Source organism: uncultured Clostridium sp. (genome assembly GCF_963515715.1).
Classification (GTDB): domain Bacteria; phylum Bacillota; class Clostridia; order Clostridiales; family Clostridiaceae; genus Clostridium_AW.
The window spans coordinates 1-19,997 of sequence record NZ_CAUPZS010000037.1; the positions used below are offsets into that span (position 1 = coordinate 1).

At 32.1% G+C, this 19,997-nt stretch carries 20 protein-coding genes, 1 pseudogene and 1 riboswitch; of the genes and pseudogenes, 13 read left to right on the forward strand and 8 right to left on the reverse strand.

The annotated features are described in order from the left end of the window. Positions 1–86 precede the first annotated feature (86 nt). Positions 87–941 (forward strand): MBL fold metallo-hydrolase, encoded by an 855-nt coding sequence (locus RYO54_RS18260; protein ID WP_315121947.1) that lies wholly within the window; start codon positions 87–89, stop codon positions 939–941. A gap of 114 nt (positions 942–1,055) precedes the next feature. On the opposite strand, the gene RYO54_RS18265 is transcribed toward RYO54_RS18260, so the two are convergent. The 4 genes from RYO54_RS18265 to RYO54_RS18280 form a co-directional block, all read right to left on the reverse strand. Beyond that, on the reverse strand, positions 1,056–3,053 hold the full coding sequence (locus RYO54_RS18265; RefSeq protein ID WP_315121949.1) for a methyl-accepting chemotaxis protein: 1,998 nt from the start codon (positions 3,051–3,053) through the stop codon (positions 1,056–1,058). A 151-nt stretch (positions 3,054–3,204) separates the two neighbouring features. After that, positions 3,205–4,077 carry an L-serine ammonia-lyase, iron-sulfur-dependent, subunit alpha gene (gene sdaAA / locus RYO54_RS18270; protein WP_315121951.1) on the reverse strand — a complete coding sequence of 291 codons (873 nt, stop codon included), beginning with the start codon at positions 4,075–4,077 and terminating at the stop codon, positions 3,205–3,207. 2 nt (positions 4,078–4,079) lie between these two features. Beyond that, a complete protein-coding gene (sdaAB, locus tag RYO54_RS18275; protein WP_315121953.1) occupies positions 4,080–4,763 on the reverse strand; it encodes an L-serine ammonia-lyase, iron-sulfur-dependent subunit beta in 684 nt (227 codons plus the stop codon). 98 nt (positions 4,764–4,861) lie between these two features. Next, positions 4,862–6,145 carry a hemolysin family protein gene (locus RYO54_RS18280; RefSeq protein WP_315121955.1) on the reverse strand — a complete coding sequence of 428 codons (1,284 nt, stop codon included), beginning with the start codon at positions 6,143–6,145 and terminating at the stop codon, positions 4,862–4,864. A 268-nt stretch (positions 6,146–6,413) separates the two neighbouring features. Here RYO54_RS18280 and RYO54_RS18285 point away from each other — a divergent pair. The 6 genes and pseudogenes from RYO54_RS18285 to RYO54_RS18310 all read left to right on the forward strand — a co-directional run. Beyond that, positions 6,414–6,680 (forward strand): annotated as a pseudogene (locus RYO54_RS18285) ((2Fe-2S) ferredoxin domain-containing protein); the annotation flags it as partial. Then, a complete protein-coding gene (locus tag RYO54_RS18290) occupies positions 6,677–8,407 on the forward strand; it encodes a [Fe-Fe] hydrogenase large subunit C-terminal domain-containing protein (protein WP_315121957.1) in 1,731 nt (576 codons plus the stop codon). The pseudogene RYO54_RS18285 and the gene RYO54_RS18290, both read left to right, overlap by 4 nt. Beyond that, positions 8,404–9,561 (forward strand): SpoIIE family protein phosphatase, encoded by a 1,158-nt coding sequence (locus RYO54_RS18295; protein WP_315121959.1) that lies wholly within the window; start codon positions 8,404–8,406, stop codon positions 9,559–9,561. The genes RYO54_RS18290 and RYO54_RS18295 overlap by 4 nt, the downstream gene beginning before the upstream one ends. 646 nt (positions 9,562–10,207) lie before the next feature. Further along, positions 10,208–10,654 (forward strand): hypothetical protein, encoded by a 447-nt coding sequence (locus RYO54_RS18300; RefSeq protein ID WP_315121961.1) that lies wholly within the window; start codon positions 10,208–10,210, stop codon positions 10,652–10,654. A gap of 171 nt (positions 10,655–10,825) precedes the next feature. Next, positions 10,826–11,605: an arylamine N-acetyltransferase gene (locus RYO54_RS18305; protein ID WP_315121963.1), complete on the forward strand. Its 780-nt coding sequence runs from the start codon at positions 10,826–10,828 to the stop codon at positions 11,603–11,605. 29 nt (positions 11,606–11,634) lie between these two features. Further along, a complete protein-coding gene (locus RYO54_RS18310; RefSeq protein ID WP_315121965.1) occupies positions 11,635–12,252 on the forward strand; it encodes a site-specific integrase in 618 nt (205 codons plus the stop codon). Between the two features lie 22 nt (positions 12,253–12,274). Here RYO54_RS18310 and RYO54_RS18315 read toward each other — a convergent pair whose 3' ends face one another. The 3 genes from RYO54_RS18315 to RYO54_RS18325 form a co-directional block, all read right to left on the reverse strand. Then, positions 12,275–12,814, reverse strand: coding sequence for a ClbS/DfsB family four-helix bundle protein (locus RYO54_RS18315; RefSeq protein ID WP_315121967.1), 540 nt, complete (start codon positions 12,812–12,814; stop codon positions 12,275–12,277). 40 nt (positions 12,815–12,854) lie between these two features. Next, entirely contained in the window at positions 12,855–13,121 is a 267-nt protein-coding gene (locus RYO54_RS18320) for a zinc ribbon domain-containing protein (protein WP_315121968.1), read from the reverse strand. 74 nt (positions 13,122–13,195) lie between these two features. Next, complete coding sequence (locus RYO54_RS18325; RefSeq protein WP_315121970.1) at positions 13,196–14,092, reverse strand: YafY family protein; 897 nt, start codon at positions 14,090–14,092, stop codon at positions 13,196–13,198. A gap of 160 nt (positions 14,093–14,252) precedes the next feature. Between RYO54_RS18325 and RYO54_RS18330 the strand changes: the two genes are divergently transcribed. The 6 genes from RYO54_RS18330 to RYO54_RS18355 all read left to right on the forward strand — a co-directional run bounded on the left by RYO54_RS18330 (position 14,253) and on the right by RYO54_RS18355 (position 18,593). Continuing rightward, the gene (locus tag RYO54_RS18330; protein ID WP_315121972.1) at positions 14,253–14,483 is read left to right on the forward strand and encodes a helix-turn-helix transcriptional regulator; all 231 of its coding nucleotides are present in this window, start codon (positions 14,253–14,255) and stop codon (positions 14,481–14,483) included. Between the two features lie 134 nt (positions 14,484–14,617). Further along, a complete protein-coding gene (locus RYO54_RS18335; protein ID WP_315121975.1) occupies positions 14,618–15,913 on the forward strand; it encodes an IS30 family transposase in 1,296 nt (431 codons plus the stop codon). 406 nt (positions 15,914–16,319) lie between these two features. Beyond that, positions 16,320–16,772, forward strand: a complete 453-nt coding sequence (locus RYO54_RS18340; RefSeq protein ID WP_315121977.1) for a DUF2975 domain-containing protein — start codon at positions 16,320–16,322, stop codon at positions 16,770–16,772. A gap of 9 nt (positions 16,773–16,781) precedes the next feature. Further along, positions 16,782–16,991, forward strand: coding sequence for a helix-turn-helix transcriptional regulator (locus tag RYO54_RS18345; RefSeq protein WP_315121979.1), 210 nt, complete (start codon positions 16,782–16,784; stop codon positions 16,989–16,991). A 45-nt stretch (positions 16,992–17,036) separates the two neighbouring features. After that, on the forward strand, positions 17,037–18,383 hold the full coding sequence (locus tag RYO54_RS18350) for a radical SAM protein (protein WP_315121981.1): 1,347 nt from the start codon (positions 17,037–17,039) through the stop codon (positions 18,381–18,383). A 33-nt stretch (positions 18,384–18,416) separates the two neighbouring features. Next, positions 18,417–18,593 (forward strand): hypothetical protein, encoded by a 177-nt coding sequence (locus RYO54_RS18355; RefSeq protein ID WP_315121983.1) that lies wholly within the window; start codon positions 18,417–18,419, stop codon positions 18,591–18,593. Between the two features lie 217 nt (positions 18,594–18,810). Here the strand turns inward: RYO54_RS18355 and ribB are convergent, their stop codons facing one another. Next, positions 18,811–19,449, reverse strand: coding sequence for a 3,4-dihydroxy-2-butanone-4-phosphate synthase (ribB, locus tag RYO54_RS18360; protein WP_315121985.1), 639 nt, complete (start codon positions 19,447–19,449; stop codon positions 18,811–18,813). A 357-nt stretch (positions 19,450–19,806) separates the two neighbouring features. Further along, positions 19,807–19,920: riboswitch (FMN riboswitch) on the reverse strand. Positions 19,921–19,997 lie beyond the last annotated feature (77 nt).

The window sequence follows — 19,997 nt, forward strand, 5'->3', positions numbered from 1 at the left end:
TCGCTTTCACAGAGTGCGATGGGAGTATTACGGATGGTAGTCATCGGATAAAAATGAATTTAACATTAGTATAGGGAGTGAAATACATGCTAAAAAAATTAACAAATAGAGTATATTATATGCCAAATGAGGAAAGAACAGATAGACCATTGCTAGGCTTAGTCATAGGAGATAGATATTCAATGGTTATAGATTCAGGAAATTCAGAAAAGCATGCTAAAGAATTTTTAGAAGAAGTTAGTAAAATGGATATTCCACCTCTTAAATATCTTTTTATAACTCATTGGCATTGGGATCATGTATTTGGAATAGCTTTTATGAATTTAACCACTATATGTCATGAAAAAACAAAAGAAAAAATAGTGGAAATGAAGGGTTTGGATTGGAGAGACGAGGCACTAGATAAAAGGGTAGAAGAGGGTGAAGAGATAGAGTTCTGTAGTAGCATGATAAAACTTGAACTGCCAACTCCGCTTAGAGATGAATTGATAATAGGTGATGTAGATATAACCTTTAAAGATGGACTTACAATAGATCTAGGAGGGATAAGCTGTGTCATTGAAAACATCAAAGGAGATCATTCAGAGGACTCCTCTATAGCCTATATTCCAGAAGAAAAAGTGATGTTTTTAGGTGATGCTATATATGAAGATTTATACAGCGGTGAATGGAGTTATTCTATAGAAAAACTTTTCACTATGATTGATAAAATAAAAGCTAAAGAAACAGAATACTATTTACCTTCTCATGGGCCAGTGGAGAGTAAAGATGAGACCCTAAAATTATTTGATGAACTTACTACTGTTGGAAAATTTACTGGAGATGAAATCTTGCTTAATAAAGCCATAGAAAAATACATAGAAAACTTTAAAAAGGAACCAGAGGAGGAAACAGCGTATTATATCAATAGTTTTGTTAATGGCAATAAGAAAAAGGAATAATATATAGGGTATAAGATATAATACATGAAATATAAGATATAACATATAGTATATTAACATATAACATAGTAATAAAAACACTTCCTAAAATAATTTTAGAAAGTGTTTTTATTACTATATTTTAAACTTATTCAGTTCTTCTTTAAGCTTTAGAGCAATAGTGTTTAAATCTTCGGCAGATTTAGCAATTTCATTCATTGTAGCAGTTTGCTCTTCAGTAGATGCTGATATTTCCTCCGTAGAGGCAGAAGTTTCTTCCGCTGAAGCAGATAATTCTTCCATTACTACTAAAATTCTATCCTTTGCTTGAATCATTTCATTGTTTAAGTTATGAATTCCATTTGCTTCCGTAGATAAAATTTTAATAGTTTCAAATATTTGTTCCAATATTTTATTAGTTTCATTAAGAGCTAAATTTTGTTCTTTTGAAATAGTTTTTGATTTATCTATTTCACTAACTGCATTATTAGATTTATCTTGTATATTGTCTATTATATTTCTAATTTGATTAGTTGCATTAGCTGACTGCTCAGCGAGTTTTCTTATTTCATCTGCTACTACAGAAAATCCGCGTCCACTCTCTCCTGCTCGTGCAGCTTCGATAGATGCATTTAAAGCAAGCAGATTAGTTTGGTCCGCTATACCGCTTATAGTATCGATTATAACTTTTATATTTTTTACACTATAATCAACTTCCCTTACAACTTTTTCTACTTCTACAGAAGAGAGGGAAGTTACTTTTGATTTTTCATCTAAGTCTTTAATGGAGTTAATACCACTTTCATTAAGAGTCACAATCTCTTCGAATATATTATTCATCTTTTCTATTGCTTTTGAAACCATACTGATGTTATTAGAAAGCACATGAGCTTTATTTAATCCATCTCCAGTTTGGGTAGCTTGAGTTACTGTGGCATTTACTATATCAGCAATGGTCTTAGAAATTTCTTCTGATGAGGCGTTTGTTTCTTCAGCAGAAGTAGCCAAGCTGTTAGAATAGTTATTTAACTGAATAGCGGATTCATTAATTTTAATTAGTAAGTTTTTTAAATTAGAAGCCATGTTATTTAATGACTTTGACAGAATTCCAACTTCATCATTTAATTTAATATTACTTTCTACAGTTAAGTTTCCATCTCCAATTTGCGTCATGTCATAAGATAATTGTTTAATTGATTTGGTTATTGGCCTTTGAAATAAAATAGCTAATGTTATAGCTATAATCATAATAATTACCGCTGTAATTAAAGTATTATTTAAAATGCCTTCAGTAGATGTAAGTATTTCATCTATCTCCATAGTGCCTACAATTTTCCAACCAGTTTGTAAAGATGTAGAGAAGTAACCAAATAGGTCCTGATTTTCATAGTTATATTTTAGAACATCACTGGTACTAGATGTAAGAATATCTTTTAATCCTTCTACAGGTAATTCTGTACCAACTAAATTTGAATCAGGATGAGCAAGTATTGTCCCATTAACATCTGTAATAAAAATTTTGCCTGTATTCCCTATTTTACTGTTACCAGTTAATTTAGAAAGAGTATCTAATGATATGTCAGCGCCAGCAACTCCAACAAAAATATTTCTTTCATCATATATTGGTCGTACAACTGAAACTACAAGAGAATTTGTAATATTATCTATATAAGGAGCTGTCCAAGTTATTGTATTCTTAGAAATAGCTTCTTTATACCAAGGCTCTTCTGTAGCTTCAAATCCCTTTGGTGGGTCTACATATGGATGAAGCATAAATTTTTTGTTTTTAGTAGCAATATATACAGATAATATATCATCCTTTTGCTCCTCAACAAAGTTTTCCATATAACTTTTTATATAGTTATTAGTTTCTATTTCATCAATATTTACTAGAATCTGTTTAACATTTTTATCATTACAAAATATATTAAAAGCTTCAGATTTAGCCTTTAAAAAAGCATCAATTCCTAAACTGATATTTTCAGTTGATTCATTAATGCTATTCTCCATAATATTTTTTACAATGTTAGAGGATTTGTTATAACTGATGAAACCCGAAATAATTAAAGGGAAAATGATTAATGGGATAATTAATAGTAAAATTTTGGCTTTTAAAGATTTCAATTTATTCATAGAAACCTCTCCTTATAAAATATTCATACCCCCAATACCATTATATCGGTCAATTTTCTGGAAACTTTAGAATAATATTTCAATATTTTAGTTATATTTGGATAAATAAACAAGGTGTTTCACTAAAATTTTTTAGCAAAACACCTTCTTATTATTTTAATATTTCATTTTTCAATCTAATGCCTGTTGGGGTGGTAGCTAATCCACCTTCAGCTGTTTCTCTAAGTGAAGAAGGTAATTGTTTACCTATTTTGTACATAGCTGAAACAGTTTCATCAAAAGGAATAACACTTTTAACTCCAGCCATAGACATATCCGCAAAGGCCAATGCACTAACTACGCCAGCTACATTTCTTTTAGCACAAGGAACTTCTACAAGTCCAGCTACAGGGTCACATACTAAACCTAGTATATTTTTAATTACTATAGCGGCAGCATTTAAGGATTGCTCCACATCTCCACCCATAAGCTCAACTACAGCTGCAGCAGCCATGGCAGATCCGGAACCACATTCCGCTTGGCAACCACCTTCAGCTCCAGCCAAAGTAGCATTTTTTGCAATAATTACGCCTATAGCAGAAGCGGTAAATAAAGCCTTAACCATCTCATCTTCAGACTTATTTAATCTTTCACCAGCAGAAATTATAGCTGCAGGTAATATTCCACAGGAACCTGCCGTAGGACAAGCAACTATTCTTCCCATAGCAGCATTTACTTCTGAGGAGGATAAAGCTCTTGCCATTGCCTTTACAAGAAATTCTCCAGTGAGGGTATTACCACTTTGGGCATGTGTATTTAATTTATATGCATCTCCGCCAATTAAGCCACTAACGGATTTAACTTCATGCTCTAAAGCATAATTTGCAGAATCATACATCACTTTTAAAGTTTTTCTCATTCTTTCAAATATTATTTCTTCACTTTCACCGCTATTTTTTGATTCACATTCTATAGCATATTTCCATATAGGTATGTTTTTTTCTTTGCATATATCAATTAATTCCAAACCACTGTTAACAAACATTACTAAAGTTCTCCTTCCCTAATAGGATTGATTATTTTAATATTTATTATTTCAGGAATAGCTTTTATTTTTTCTATAGTAGATTGTGGGAGTATTTCATCTGTTTCAAGAGCCATTGTAGCTTCTAAGCCTTTACTATCTCTATATAGTTTTATGGTGCCTATATTGATATTTTCTTCATATAATAAAGTTGTTATTTTAGAAACAATTCCTGGTATATCTTTGTGCTTAGTTACCAGAGTAGGAGAATCCCCCTTAAATTCAACCTGTTGTCCATCTAGATCAAAAATAATGATATTCCCGCCACCGATTGAGGAGCCTATTATTGAAGATACAGATCCACTTTCTTTTGTAATTAGAAATTTAACTGTGTTTGGATGAACATCCTCTAAATCTATTGAATGAAAGTTAATTTCTATTTTTTTATCTTTAGCTATTTCAAAAGAGTTCTTTAAGTTTTCGTCCCAAGGTTCCATGCCTAGTATGCCTGCTACTAGGGCTTTGTCTGTGCCATGTCCTCTATAGGTTTTTGCAAAGGAACCATGTAAATAAAAATCAACTTTTTTAATTTTGCCGCCAGATATAGCTGCCGCAACCTTTGCTAATCTCGCAGCCCCAGCAGTATGAGAGCTAGATGGCCCTATCATAATTGGGCCTATAATATCAAATACGCTATAATTCCTCATTGACTATCCCCCTTAATTATGAATATACAAAAAATTCTTGCTTTTATCTTTAATTATATTACAAATTTTTCAAAAATACTATAATCAAATAAAACTATCTAGGGTTTGTGAATTTTAAGTTTTTGTATTCTTTTATCCTTAACCTCTTCAACTTTAAAGACGATATTGTTATATTCTACTATATTTTCTTCGTCATCTTCTTTTGGTATGGAACCTAAAAGATTTATTACAAACCCTCCAATGGTGTCAGTATGATCACTAGGAATGTTTGAATGAAGCATTTCATTAATCTCATCAATTGACAGCATTCCATCCACTATATAAGTATTAGTATCTGTCTTTTTTACGTACTCGCCGATTTCATCATATTCATCGAATATGTTCCCTACAATTTCTTCAAGTAAATCTTCCATTGTAACTATTCCAGAAAAACCACCATATTCATCAATTAAAATTGCTATGTAATTTTTACTGAGTTGTAGCTCTTTAAATAGGATATCTATGGTCTTGGTTTCTGGAACAAAATAAGCAGGTCTAATTAATTCTTTGAATTTTTCTTCAGTTAAAGAATCATGTCTAATAAAATGATAAAGGTCTTTAACGTATAAAACTCCAACTATGTTATCAATATCTTCATCATATATTGGTATTCTAGAATATTTTTCTTCTAATATTTCATCCATTAATTCATTTAAGGGAGTATTTATATCTATGGCAAAGACATGATTTCTAGGTTTCATAATCTCTTTTGCTAAGGTATCGTCAAAATCAAAAATACTATCTATCATTTCTTTTTCTGTCTGATTTATAACCCCTGTTTCTTCACCCACTTCAATCATCATTTTTATTTCTTCTTCCGATACATCTTCTTCTATTTTTTCAGTATCTATACCAAATAATCTCATTAACAAATTGGTAGACCAAGTTAGTATTTTAACAAAAGGTACAGTAATTTTAGAAAATATGAGTATTGGTTTTATAACAGCTAGGGATACCTTTTCAGCATGTTGAAGAGCTAGCCTTTTCGGTAGCAGCTCACCAAATACTAAAGTTATATAGGACAGAACTATTGTAACAATTATTAAAGACAATTTGTTGCTCCAAGGAATATTCAGATTCCTTAAAAATGTAGCAAGGGGTTGAGATAAATTAGTAGCAGCAGAAGCACTGGCTAGGAATCCAGCCAAGGTTATGCCTACTTGTATTGTGGCTAAAAATTTACTAGTTTCTTTTGATAATTCTAATAAGAGTTTAGCTTTTGGATTATCTTCTTCTTCCTCCATGTGTGCCAATTTTGCTTTGTTAATGGAGACTATGGCCATTTCAGAAGCAGCGAAAAAAGCATTTATAGCTACAAGAACTAGAATAAATAAAATTTCCATAAATCAATTTAAACCCCTTCCGCAAAAAGTACTGATATTATACTAATATTATTATGCCAAATTTCTATTGTCTTTATTATATAGAATTTATTAAAGTTATGTTGTAAAATAAGGGTAGTGAAAAAGTTAACAAACTAACTTTGAGAATTAGAAGTTAAGAGTGAAAAGAGAAGAGTATGAGAATTGAAAGTTAAAAGTAAAGGATGGAATTTCCTTACTGGAAATTCTTCCAGTACTCTTCATTCTTAAGTTTTAATTTTTCAATCGAAAAAGGGAAGGGGATATTATGCTAATTATAAAGGTGTGTGTGGGAAGTGCTTGCCATCTGAAGGGAGCATATAAAGTTGTAGATGCATTAGAAAAACTTATTAATAGATATAAATTAAAAGAAAAGGTTATTCTTAAAGGGGATTTTTGTCAAGGGTTTTGCACTGAAGCAGTTTCAGTAAAGGTTGAAGAGAGGGTTTTTTCTGTAAGTGAAGAAAATATAGAGGAGTTTTTTAATACAGAAATACTTGGGAGGTTAGGATTATGAGTCATATGAATTTCTCAAGAGCAAACTGTAAGAATTGTTATAAATGTCTTCGCTCTTGTCCAGTAAAGGCGATTAAATTTGAAAATGAACAAGCAGAAATAATAGAAAGAAGATGTATAAACTGCGGACATTGTTTAGTTATATGTCCACAAAATGCTAGAAAAGTAACAAGCAATCTTGAAGAGACAAAAATGGCAATTCGTTCAGGGAAAAAGGTGGTAGGGAGTGTAGCTCCATCCTTTCCAGGATATTTTATTGGAAAATCTGAAGGCTTTATATATGCATTAAAAAAACTGGGGTTTTATCAGGTAGAAGAAACAGCTATAGGTGCGGAAATAACCACTAAACTGTATAGAGAATATATTAAAAATAATAGAAAAGAAAACTATATAACCACTTGTTGCCCTTCAGTTAACTATTTAATTGAAAAATATTTCCCTAAATTAATTCCATATACATTACCCTTTGTATCACCTATGATAGCACATGGCAAAATGATGAAGAAAAATTACGGTGAAGATTGTTTTACAGTATTTATTGGACCTTGCGATACAAAAATAGTAGAAAAGGAAGAATACAAAGAAGACAAGCCTATTGATGCAGTTTTAACTTTCGAAGAAATAAATCAATGGCTTGAAGAAGAAGGAATTGATATAAATACACTGGAAGAAAGCCATGGAGAAGGCCATTGTATCAATTGGGGAAGAAGTTATCCAATACATGGAGGAATAATAAAGTCCATAGAAAATATTAAAGAGGTTGAGGAGTATGAGAGAATAGGAGTTAGCGGCATTGAGGAGTGCATTGAACTATTTAAAAGCATAGAAAGAGGAGAAATTAATAACCTTCTCATAGAGGCAAGTGCTTGTAAAGGAAGTTGTATTGGTGGGCCTTCTAGAATTGTAAAGAATGAGTATTTTAAAAGATTAAAAGGAGTTAAAGATTACATTAGAAGGAGAAAAGAAAGAAAAAATAATACTATTAATTTAGATTTATTAGATTTAGAAGAAGTGGATTTTAATAAAATATTTAAGGACAAGACTGTTTATAATGAGGATATAGGGGAAGAGAAAATTGAAAATATAATGAAAAGCATGGGAAAATATAATTTGGAAGACGAATTAAACTGTGGAGTTTGTGGCTATGATACCTGTAGGGAAAAAGCTAAAGCTATATATAATAATATGGCAGAGCCAACTATGTGTCTTCATTATATGAGAAATAAAGCGGAAAGCATAAGCAATTTAATATTTGAGAACACAGTAACTTGTATTATTTTATTAGATGGAGAATTAAATGTTAAAGAAATAAATCCTGCTGGGGAAAGAATCTTTAGTGTAAGAAGAGAAAATATTAAAGACAAGCCTATATCTGTTTTAATGGGAGATGAAGACTTTAGATTTGTTAGAGAAACAGGAAAAAGTGTAATAGGTAAGAGAATTGCCATACCTCAATACAATGTGATATTCGTTGAAAACATTGTATATCTCCCAGAACAAGATATTATTATGGCCTCTATGATGAATATAATGGAGGAAGAAAAAAATAGAAAAGAGCTTATAAAGGTAAAGGAAAATACTTTAAATGCGGCACAAGAGGTTATAGAAAAACAAATGAGAGTAGCGCAAGAAATAGCAAGTCTACTAGGTGAAACTACGGCAGAAACTAAGATAATATTGACAAAACTTAAAAAGGTTGTTGAAGGTGAAGAGGGTGAAATAAGATGAGCTTATTTATAGATACAGCCTATGAAAGTTTGATAAAACACGGAGAGGAACTTTGTGGAGACAGGGTAGAAGTACTTAGACTTGCGGATAGTACTATTGTTGTTTTGGCTGATGGTTTGGGAAGTGGGGTAAAAGCCAATATACTTGCCACATTAACGACTAAAATATCCGCTACAATGCTAAAGGAAGGCGCAGATATTTATGAAACATTAGATACCATTATCAACACCTTGCCTGCATGTAAAGTTAGAAAAATAGCTTATTGCACCTTTACTTTAATCAAAATATATGACGATGGAAGAGTATATGTAGCTGAATATGATAATCCCCCTATATTTATCATTAGAGATGGTATGGAACTAAAGGTATGTAAAAAAGAACTAAAAATAAACGGAAGAAGTGTATATGAGAGTAAGTTTTATGTACAACCAGGAGATGTGTTAACAGTAGTAAGTGATGGTATTGTACATGCAGGATTAGGAAATATAATGAATTTAGGATGGAAATGGGAAAACGTAATGGATTATTTAAAGAGAAGCACAATAAATAAAAATGATGCTAAGAATATATCAAATGATTTATCAGAAGTATGTTTTGATCTTTATGGAGGGAAACCAGGAGATGATGCTACGGTAGTAACCATAAAAGTGAAGACACCTCAGTATATAGATTTATTTACAGGTCCCCCTAAGGATAAGAAAAAGGATAAATATATAATAAAAGACTTTATGAAGGGCAGAGGTAAGAAAATTATTTGTGGAGGAACTGCTGCTAACATTGCTCAAAGAGAATTAAGAAGAAATTTAAAAGTAAATCTAGACTATATATGTGAAGAGATTCCCCCCACAGCTTCTATGGAAGGAATATATTTGATTACAGAGGGAGTAATTACTTTAAATAAAGTTGTTGAAATTATTAAGGATAATAAATATAATAATCAATTTGCAGATCAATCTACAGATGGAGCTACAAGACTTGCAAAGATTTTGATAGATGAATGTACTCATCTTACAATATGGGCAGGGAAAGCAATAAACCCAGCACATCAAAACCCTGAATTGCCCATGGACTTAAGCATCAAATTAAAACTTGTAAGAGAGTTAGCGGAGCTTTTGGAGAAGGCGGGTAAGAAGGTGAATGTTAGAGAGGTTTAGTTTCTCAAACATGGATTTCTAAAATTGTAAGTTTCTGCAATGATAATTGGGCATCCAAAAGGGGAGCTAAGTACATAATGACGTCACTTCAAAAAAGGCGTTCCTCCCATTATATACTTATCTCCCTTATGCTTCACAAATAGAGAGCTAAGCACGCAGTGAAGCCGTTCCAGAAAAAGTCGTTATTTCACTACATGCTTAGCTCTTTTGTGCTTTATAAATGCATTTTAAATAAGGATAATTGGTTATCTAAATAGGAACTGAGGTACATAGTGACGTCGCTTCTCCCACTACATACCTCAGTTCCTTTAGGTTTTACAAATATATTTAATAGATTAATAGATGTGATGGAAATTCTTTAATAGGATTTCTCAGATTGTTCAAAACCCCATGATTTAATGGTGGCTTATTATGACTTTCAATAGTTATGCAGGAGCATTTCGGGAAATTGATTATTTATTACAGTAAAGTAATAGGTAATTTTAAATTTAAACCAGAGAGAAAATAGTGCGATGGTACTTCATTTAATATCAGGTAGATAGTGGTACTTTAAAGGTATTCATTATATAATAAAAGAACGGTTAATATATTATAGTAAAAAAGTATGAAGTAAAGATTATTTTTGTCATGTGAATGGGGGGATCTAATGAATTACCATTTTGGTTTTTCGTGGAAGGGTTTTATAGTCTTTTTATTGCCAATGATACCAAATATATTTTATTTTTTAATGCCTTCGTCAGATGTATCAGGAAACAATGTAAATGGCCATTTAATTCTAGATGTTTTGGAGCACGGAAGTCAGGCAATGTTTATCTTTCTGCTTATATTTGTTATAAGAAAACAAACTTCTGAAATTCTATGTACGTATACAATTGGTATGGAAATAATGTTAATTTTTTATTATGTGCTATGGATATTCTGTTTTGTAGGCAAGGCAAATTTGGTTATTCTTTTAGGAATGGCCGTTATTCCAGTAGTATACTTTGTATTGGCTGAGATGTGGCTTCATAATTATCTGGCTATTATACCAACAGCATTTTTGGGTATTGTGCATGTCATTATTACGTATATGAATTTTAAATTAAAACATTAAACCAATAAACATAATATGAAGTTAAGTTAATTCGCTATAGTAAGGCATGATGAAGTAATAAATTTTACAATTAGACTTGCACCTTACGTAGAGTAATGATTTACAATTAGAATATACGCCATTGGGATGTATTTAAAAATTATCTATAATATAATAAGGAGAACATCAACTATGATATACACTGAAGAGCAAATCAATACTTACTTACGTAAAATCGGGTACAATAAGAAGATTGGATTAAACGGAAAAACACTTCAACAGTTACAAATTGCACATTTAAAAAATATTCCATATGAAAACTTGGATATTTTAAATCAAGTTCCCCTTTCTCTTAACGCAGAAGACTTATTCAAAAAAATGATATTAAACCATAGGGGAGGGTATTGCTTTGAGCTAAACGGATTATATAGCAATTTGTTAAAAAGTCTTGGATTTAATGTTACAAATTTGGCAGGGCGTTTTGCGAATGATGAGACTACTATTAAGATGCGAAGCCATCGCATACTTAAGGTTACAACGAATGATGGTATCTATATATGTGATGTGGGTGTGAGAAGTGAATCCCCTAGAATGGCACTTAAATTGATAGATGGGTTAATACAAAATGATGGTGTAAGTGAATATAAATTTGAGCATGATGACTTTTATGGATATACTCTTTGGCAGAAGGAGCAAAGTAAAAGTTGGAAAAGAATTTATGGCTTTACAGAAGAACCTCAACTGGACATTGATTATGTCATGCCTTCTTTCTTCTGTGAAAAACATCCACAATCGCTTTTTACTGGTTATAAAAAGATATCAATTTTTACTGATACATCTAATATTACACTTGTAGGCGACACTTTAAAATTTTATGAAAATGCAAAAGTAATAAAAAAAGTCGAGATAAAAAATAAAGAAGAAATTGATGACGCACTTGAAAAGTATTTTAGGATAAAAATAAATGATTAGTAAAATTATGGAACTAATAGCAGTTGTAATTGTGTCACATTTTACACACCATTTATAGGAGTGATAAAATGTATCAAAAAATAGACAAAATGATTAAAGATTTAGAAATTCGTGGACGAACACCAAATACTATTAAAAATATGGTGTGGTCCATAAAAAACTTTTCTAAATTTTATAACCAGCCACCTGAACTACTAGGTGAACAAGATATTATCAACTATTTAGATTATTGCATTAATGTAAAGAAATTATGCAGAGGTACTGTAAATTCTATTAATAGTGCATTGAAATTTTTTTATGTTGTAACTCTTGAACGTAGTTGGAGTGATTTAAGAATTCCTAAGATTAGATATGATAAGAAGTTACCTTCTTATCTAACGAAAAAAGAGGTAAAAGTTTTGTTAGATAACATTACTTATTTAAAACATAAGGCAATTTTATCTACAATTGATACCGCCGTGTCCTTAAAAAAGGGTAACTTTAATACACCCTCCGTATATCCATTTTTTCAAAGGAAAAACGGCGGCTTTGATGATTTCAAAACTGCCGTTAGGCTGCTCTATTCTGTTTTGACGCATAGCTACGCCGTCGCCAAAACAGCGGTTTTTTTATTTACCGTTGGGGGGGTTATAAATTCGATCGAATAGGTTTAACCGTAAAATAAATTGCTTATTTTACGCAATTCTTCTTATGAGCTTTGAGCTTTTTCATAGCCCAATCGTAATGACTTGCCGTGGCACTCACGAAATAAGAGCCTAATGTACTTCCACCAACCCACTTATATACGGCTTTTGAAAACAATTCCTCATTGGAAAAGGTTTCTGCCAAATTCAATACTTCCTCGTGGGATTTTTTTAGCATTTCTCTCGCTTCTTCCAAGGGTGCATTTTGGTGATTTCTCCAAAACTCCACATTCATATCGCCATATGTTTTCCAATTATACGGTTCGGGAATAAACGATTTGTTTTCTCCATTTTTATTTGCTTGAACCCAATTAAGCAACAGTTGATGCCATTTATAGAGATGAATTAGAACATCTCGAAGATTTTTGTCCCTGCCCCAATGAGCCTCTTTCTTTTTATCATCTGCTGTAAAATCAAATGAGGTTGACAATTCTTCCTCTGTCAATTCAGAAATAAGCATACTTAGTTTCTCATAATTGCTAATTGCTGCGGTTATCATATCTGACTTTGTTGTTGCTCTGCCCATTGTAATTATCCTCCTTATGGTATCAAGACCAAATACTAAATTATGTTGTTTTCCAACGCTTGAGTGTCGGAAAAAACTCTTTCATCATATTACGGGCTTCATCTTCTGTCATAGCTGAATTAGCCGTAACCATGTGGGGAATACAAAACTCAATCATTTCGTCCATTGTGCAATCACTTGTAAATGCACCATTTTCAAAACAATATTTGCAGTAGTCCTCGCTCTTGCTACCGTCTGCATTACTCCCATACATTTCATCGGTATTACCCATTGGCATACCACAACATTGGCAATATTTTTCGTTCATCTTTTTATCCTCCTAAAATTATTGGTAATCAAATTTACAAATAGAGTATATCACATAAACACTGACACCCTATGTCAAGGTTTGTTTTTTTCATAAATTTTCTTTGCTTCATTAGACAAAATCTCACGCAAATAGGCAGGCTCTATTATCTCTACATAAGTCCCAAAGGAAAGAAGATACCCAATTAGCCATGAGTCCTCCGGCATATAGGCAGCGGCAATTAAATCACCGTTTTCCTGTACGGTAACTTCATTGTCCTTAAACTCATCATAAACACGGTATGACATTTCTTTAGGAAAGCGGAGCACAATTTTGCTATAGGTATTCTGTTCAGTATCTTGCAAATCGAGAAAATCAATAGGAACAAAATCTTCATCTAAAAGTTCGCATTCTACAATTCGGTTTATTTTGAAAAGACGGAAATCATCTTTCTCTGTGCAATAGGATTTAACATACCATTCCTTTGATTTGTATAAGAGCTTGAGCGGGTGAATTTTTCTCGTTGTTTTTTTGCAGTAGGAGCTGACATAAACAATAGCCACGACTTTGTGATTGATAGTTGCCTTTTTCAACAGTTCAAACTTAGCATTATCCTGTGTTTTGCTTCCCCAACGACCAAAATCTACTTCAAACCAATTTTCTGAATGTGTGTTAAAAAGTGCAGATAGCTTCGTCAACATTTCTCTTTCGTAGGTATTATCAACAACGGATAAACTCTGTAAGGCTGCTAATATATCTTGCTTTTCTTTATCGGAAAAGAAGGCTCTTTCTAATACATAGTTGTCGAGAATTTGTATTCCGCCATTTCTGCCTGTTGTAACATAAATAGGAATACCAGCACTACTAATAACATCCACATCACGATAAATGGTTCTAACGGATACCTCAAATTTGTCTGCCAATTCAGGAGCAGTAACACGTCCTTTTTCTAAGATGTGATAAACAATCTTAAACAGCCTACTCTCTTTCAAACAATCACCTCCTTGTACCACTATTATAGTATATTAACCTTGACATCATATGTCGAGGTTTTGGTATAAACAATATGAATTATTACAGTCATTACTATGATGTGTGTAATCATATCCAAAAAGGAAAGGTGAACAGTAAAATGTAAGAGGGTGAAATACTATGAAGCGTGAAATCAAAAAATACGATTTTAAGGCTTTCGGTCAAGCCATAAAAGAAGCGCGAAAAGCAAAGGAAATATCGAGAAATCAATTAGCAGACCAAATGCACATTGCCCCTCGATATATTGCGTCCATTGAAAACAGCGGACAGCACCCAAGCCTACAAATTTTTTATGTTTCCTCAGTTGTAAATCAAAATGCAACCCTTCTGACACTAACTAGGTTGTATTAATAATAATAAATATTTATCCATTAGGTGATTGCATCCTAGCTTACAAAAGGTTAGTTAATTACCAGTCTTTTTGTTTGCTCTTTAGTTTTGTTATATATATCCTATGATTGTTGGCGGCAGAACGGAGGATATATATGTCTAAATTTTTTACTTATGAAGAAAGACTTGAATTGCAAAAATACTTAAAAGAAAGTCTTTCCTTTAAAGAAATTAGCCGTAGGCTGGGAAAAAATCCAACTATCATTTCCAGAGAAGTCCGCAAGTATAGTTGCGAAATTGCTACAGGTTACCCTGGATTTCCATTCAATGCTTGTAAGAATCGCATTAACTGTAGAAATAAGAGCATCTGTGGCAAAGAATGCACCAGAAAATCGGCTATCTACTGTAAGCTTTGTACTTCTTGTAATTCAAACTGTCCAGAGTTTATTGAAGAAGTCTGCACTGCCAGATTCAGAGTTCCTTATGTTTGCAACGGTTGTGAAACCATTTGTAAATGTACACTTTTAAAAAATATATATGATGCAGAGCATGCCCACATCAAAGCACATGAATCTATATCACAGTCACGAAGTGGCTTGTGTGTATCTGAAGATGAAATCGCCAGATTGAATAAGATTATTTCGCCACTTGTTCAAAATGGCCAGTCTGTAAATCAGATTTACATTAACCATCAAGATGAGCTTATGTGTAGTGAAAAGACCATTTATAATTACATTGATGCGTGTCTTTTTGATGTCAGGAACATTGATCTTCCAAGGAAAGTCAAGTTCCGTGAGCGTTATAAGAAGCCTGAATTCAAAGTGGATAAAGGCTGTCGCATTGGTCGCAATTACGAAGCTTTTGGTGCGTTTATTGAAAAGAACCCTGATACCGCAGTGGTACAAATGGATTCTGTGATTGGCAGCAAAGGTGGTAAATGCCTCTTGACCATTCACTTCGTGGATTGCAGTTTAATGCTGGCATTCTTAAGAGATGCAAACACCTCAAAGTCTGTAACTGATATTTTTAACCAACTTGATAAGGATCTCGGAAAAGATATATTCAACAGACTGTTTCCTATCATCCTTACGGATAATGGGAGTGAGTTCTCGAATCCTAAAGCAATTGAATATAGGGAATCTGCACCATTTTGGCGTACTAATGTATTTTACTGTGATGCAGGTAGCCCTTATCAAAAAGGAGCTATTGAAGTAAATCATGAATTAATACGAAGGATACTTCCGAAAGGAACAAGTTTTAATAACCTTACCCAGGAAGATATTAACCTAATGATGAATCATATTAAATCATACAAAAGAAAAAAGCTGAATAATCGCAGTCCATACGAAACATTCAGCTTTTATCACGGAGAAGAAGTTTTGCATAAACTTGGATGCGCACCGGTTGCCGCCAGTGACATCATGCTAAAACCCACTCTTCTAAAAAAATAATAAAAATGCGTGCCGCCAACCACTAATCTATCTAAGAAATTAAGGGTGGATTCTCCGATTACAAAAAAATCGAGAGGGAGTCGACCTCCATTTGGCATGCTTATTTTTAATATAATACTTCAATAAATGTGAAAAATCAAACTGCATTTTGGTTACAAAAACTGCATCTCATTTACAAAACATACATTTCGGATACAAAAGTGGCGTTTCGTTTACAAATATTCAGTTGTCAGTTACAAAGATTGCTTTTCAATTTACAAAGTGGCATCTTGTGTTACTATTGAGTACGTTTTATTATCAAATAGAATAAGTCGATAAATATATAATATAAATCAATAAGGATTTATTGATAAACGATAAAAAACATGTTATTCTATACATAGAAATTAAAAGTGAGGTGCTTTTTATGAAAGGATATTCAACAATTTTCTTAAAGATAGCTGTTATTCTTATTGGAATTCCGGTTCTTGCTCTGTGCATATTTTGGGTGCCTGGATTTGTGGATTATGTACACTTTTTTATTTTAATGGGTGTGTATGCATCGGCGGCAACGTATTTCTTTGCTCTTTATCAGGCTTTAAAACTTATAGGATATATTGACAAGAACAAAGCTTTCTCTCAAATTTCTGTAAAAGCTTTAAAGAATATAAAATACTGTGCAAACATAATCAGTGTTATATATGTAGGATTAGTACCATTCCTATATCCCATAGCAGATGCAGATGATGCTCCAGGCCTTGTAGCATTCCCAATCATCATAATCTTTGCTTCAATGGTGATTGCAGTATTTGCTGCTGTTCTTCAAAGACTTTTACAAGAAGCCATAGACATAAAATCAGAAAATGATTTAACGGTATGAGGTGATATAATGGCAATTATAATCAATATTGATGTGATGCTGGCTAAAAGAAAGATGAGTGTAACAGAACTTTCGGAGAAGGTTGGAATAACCATGGCAAACCTCTCTATACTAAAGAACGGAAAGGCAAAAGCTATTAGGTTTTCAACTTTGGAGGCAATATGCAAAGCTTTGGACTGCCAACCAGGTGATATTTTAGAATACAGAAATGACACATAGTAGATTAGTTAAATGTTCAGTAAAGTTTATTTGGGGAGGTAATATATGAAGATTAAATTAATTCAACCTGCAATGCTACCAAGACCTATGGATACAAAGTTAAAAACAAGAATGTCTCCTTCATTAGCTTTATTAACAATAGCAAATCTTACGCCGAAAGAGCATGAAGTTATTATCGAAAATGAAAATGTTGAAAAGATAGATTTTGATGAACCTGTAGATATGGTAGCAATAACTGTTACAGTAGATGTTATGAATAGAGCGGTGGAAATATCAAAGGAGTTTCAAAATCGTGGAGTAACAGTAATTGCAGGAGGTATACATATTACAGCAGATCCAGAGGGTGCTCTTAATAGTTTTGATGCAATATGTGTGGGAATGGCTGAGAGAGTTTGGGCAAAAATACTTAAGGATAAAGAAAATAATTCACTTAAGAAAATATATTATGATATAGAAAATATTGCTGGCAAGGAAATAGTATCACCTGACTATTACATTATTGATAATAAAAAGTATTTATATACTAATATAATCAGTACAAGCAGGGGATGTCCTTTTCAGTGTGATTTCTGCTATAATAGCTGTAAAAATATGCTTAAAACTTACATTAATAGGCCTATAGAGGATGTAATTAAAGATATAAAGGCATTAAAAACAAGACATATAATGTTTATTGATGATAATTTTATTGGAAATCCAAAATGGACAAAAAAATTATTAAAAGAAATAAAACCTCTTAAATTAAAGTGGAACGCAGCGGTTACTTCTAATATAGTGGACATGCCTGAATTATTAGATGAAATGAAGGAATCTGGTTGCCAAAGTCTATTTATAGGTTTCGAAAGTATAAATAGTAAGTCAATAGATAGCGTTCATAAGGTGCAAAATAGTGTAAACAGATATGAGAAACTTGTAGATGAAATTCATAAGAGGGGAATAATGATAAATGCAAGTTTTGTTTTCGGATTAGATGAAGATGATGTCTCTGTATTTAAGAATACATTAGAATGGATAGTTAAGAATAAGATAGAAACGGTAACCTCACATATCCTTACTCCATATCCTGGTACAAAGTTATACTCATCATTAATAGAGGAAAATAGAATTGTAGATTTTAATTTGTCAAATTATAACACTGCCCATGTGGTATATAAGCCTAAGAATATGACAGCAGAAGAATTATATAATAGCTATCTATGGATATATAAAGAGGTATACACCTTTAAAAATATAATGAAAAGACTACCGAAATCTAAAAAGCAATGGATTCCATTTCTATCATTTAATTTATTTTATAGGAAGTTTGGAAAGTTCACTGAATTATTGTGCGATATAGTTTCTTTTAAAAACATAGGAAGATTTTTTAGGTGGTTAGCTTATTGTATAAAGTAGGTGGTGGAATTTTATCGTCCTATCATTTATAAATTGAGTGTGTTTATAAATTGTAGAAAATGGATTGGGGCTGCTGATACTATAAATGAGGATGGAAGCATAGCTTTGATGACTAAGTTTGGATATATTAATGTCATAAATTTTATAATTGTTGAAGTAAGGTCATATATCCAATCTGAAGCAAAGTTAAGTCGGAGCATTCTTATTTAGCGTCACAAGTGAAAAATGAACAATTTATAAAAATACAAACAAATTACAACGTAAATATAATTTTGTTATGCATCATTTTACTATATTTACTAAATAGTTCTCTTTTATGTGCAACAACTAAATTTTCTACTTAATACAGTAAATAAGAATTTTATAAAAAAATAAATGTTAAAAACATCACAGGAATACACCTATGATGTTTTTAAATTTCAGCAACTTATATATATTGTTTATATTCAAAAATATCTTCTATAGAAACAACGGTCAAATCATGCTTTTTAGCAAAATCAATTATCTGTGGTAAGCGCATCATTGTTCCATCAGAATTTGTAAGTTCACATAAAATTCCTGCTGGTTTATATCCTGCTAAACGCATAAGATCAACAGTACCTTCTGTATGTCCACGTCTAACTAAAACCCCGCCTGTACGCGCACAAAGAGGGAAAACGTGACCAGGGTGACATAAATCTTCAGGTTTGCAGTCATCTTTTACAGCAGTAAGAATTGTTTTAACTCTATCAGCAGCAGAAACTCCTGTAGTTACACCTTCTTTAGCTTCAATTGAAATAGTAAATGCAGTTTTATATTTACATGTATTATTAGGAACCATTTGAGGTAAATTTAGCTCTTTAACTTTATCTTCTGTTAAACAGAGACAAACAATACCACTGCATTCTCTAATTAACATGGCCATTTGAGGTGCAGTAATTGTTTCAGCAGGAAAAATAAGATCTCCTTCATTTTCACGATTTTCATCGTCAACAAGGATTATACCTTTACCTTGTTTAAGATTGCTCAATGCTTTTTCTATACGTTGTAGGGTATTGCCAAACTGACTTAATAGTGATTCATTCATTAAAGATCCCTCCAAATTATAATAAATTTTACATAAAGCACTTCAGTTTTTTTATACTGTATGTGTATTGTTTTTCTGTGGGATTTCGCTATGACTGCAATGTCGCGCTTGTATATCTATTTTATAGGTGTTAAAATGTTATCCACAAATTAACTTTTAAAATTATATAATGATGGCTTGAACACTAATCATTATGTAATAAAGTTAGTTTTTAATTCCGCATAACCACTCGTTATTTAATGAGTGGTTATATTTTTAACATATTTTGATAAATTACACATAAAAAATTCCCTTAAGCAACCTTAAGGGAATTTGAAAACACGGCAAACATACATACTAAAAGCCTTGTATAATTGCATTCACCTTCTTTCATCCAGACTATACTGTCGGCTTCGGAGTTTAACCGAATCTGCCTTACGGCTTGCGGGCTGTACCGCCGATAGGGAATTTCACCCAACCCTGAAGGATATTTTATATAAATTTATAATTAGTATACTACTTGTTTTTTCCATTGTCAAACCAAAAAATCAAATCATATACATATTAAG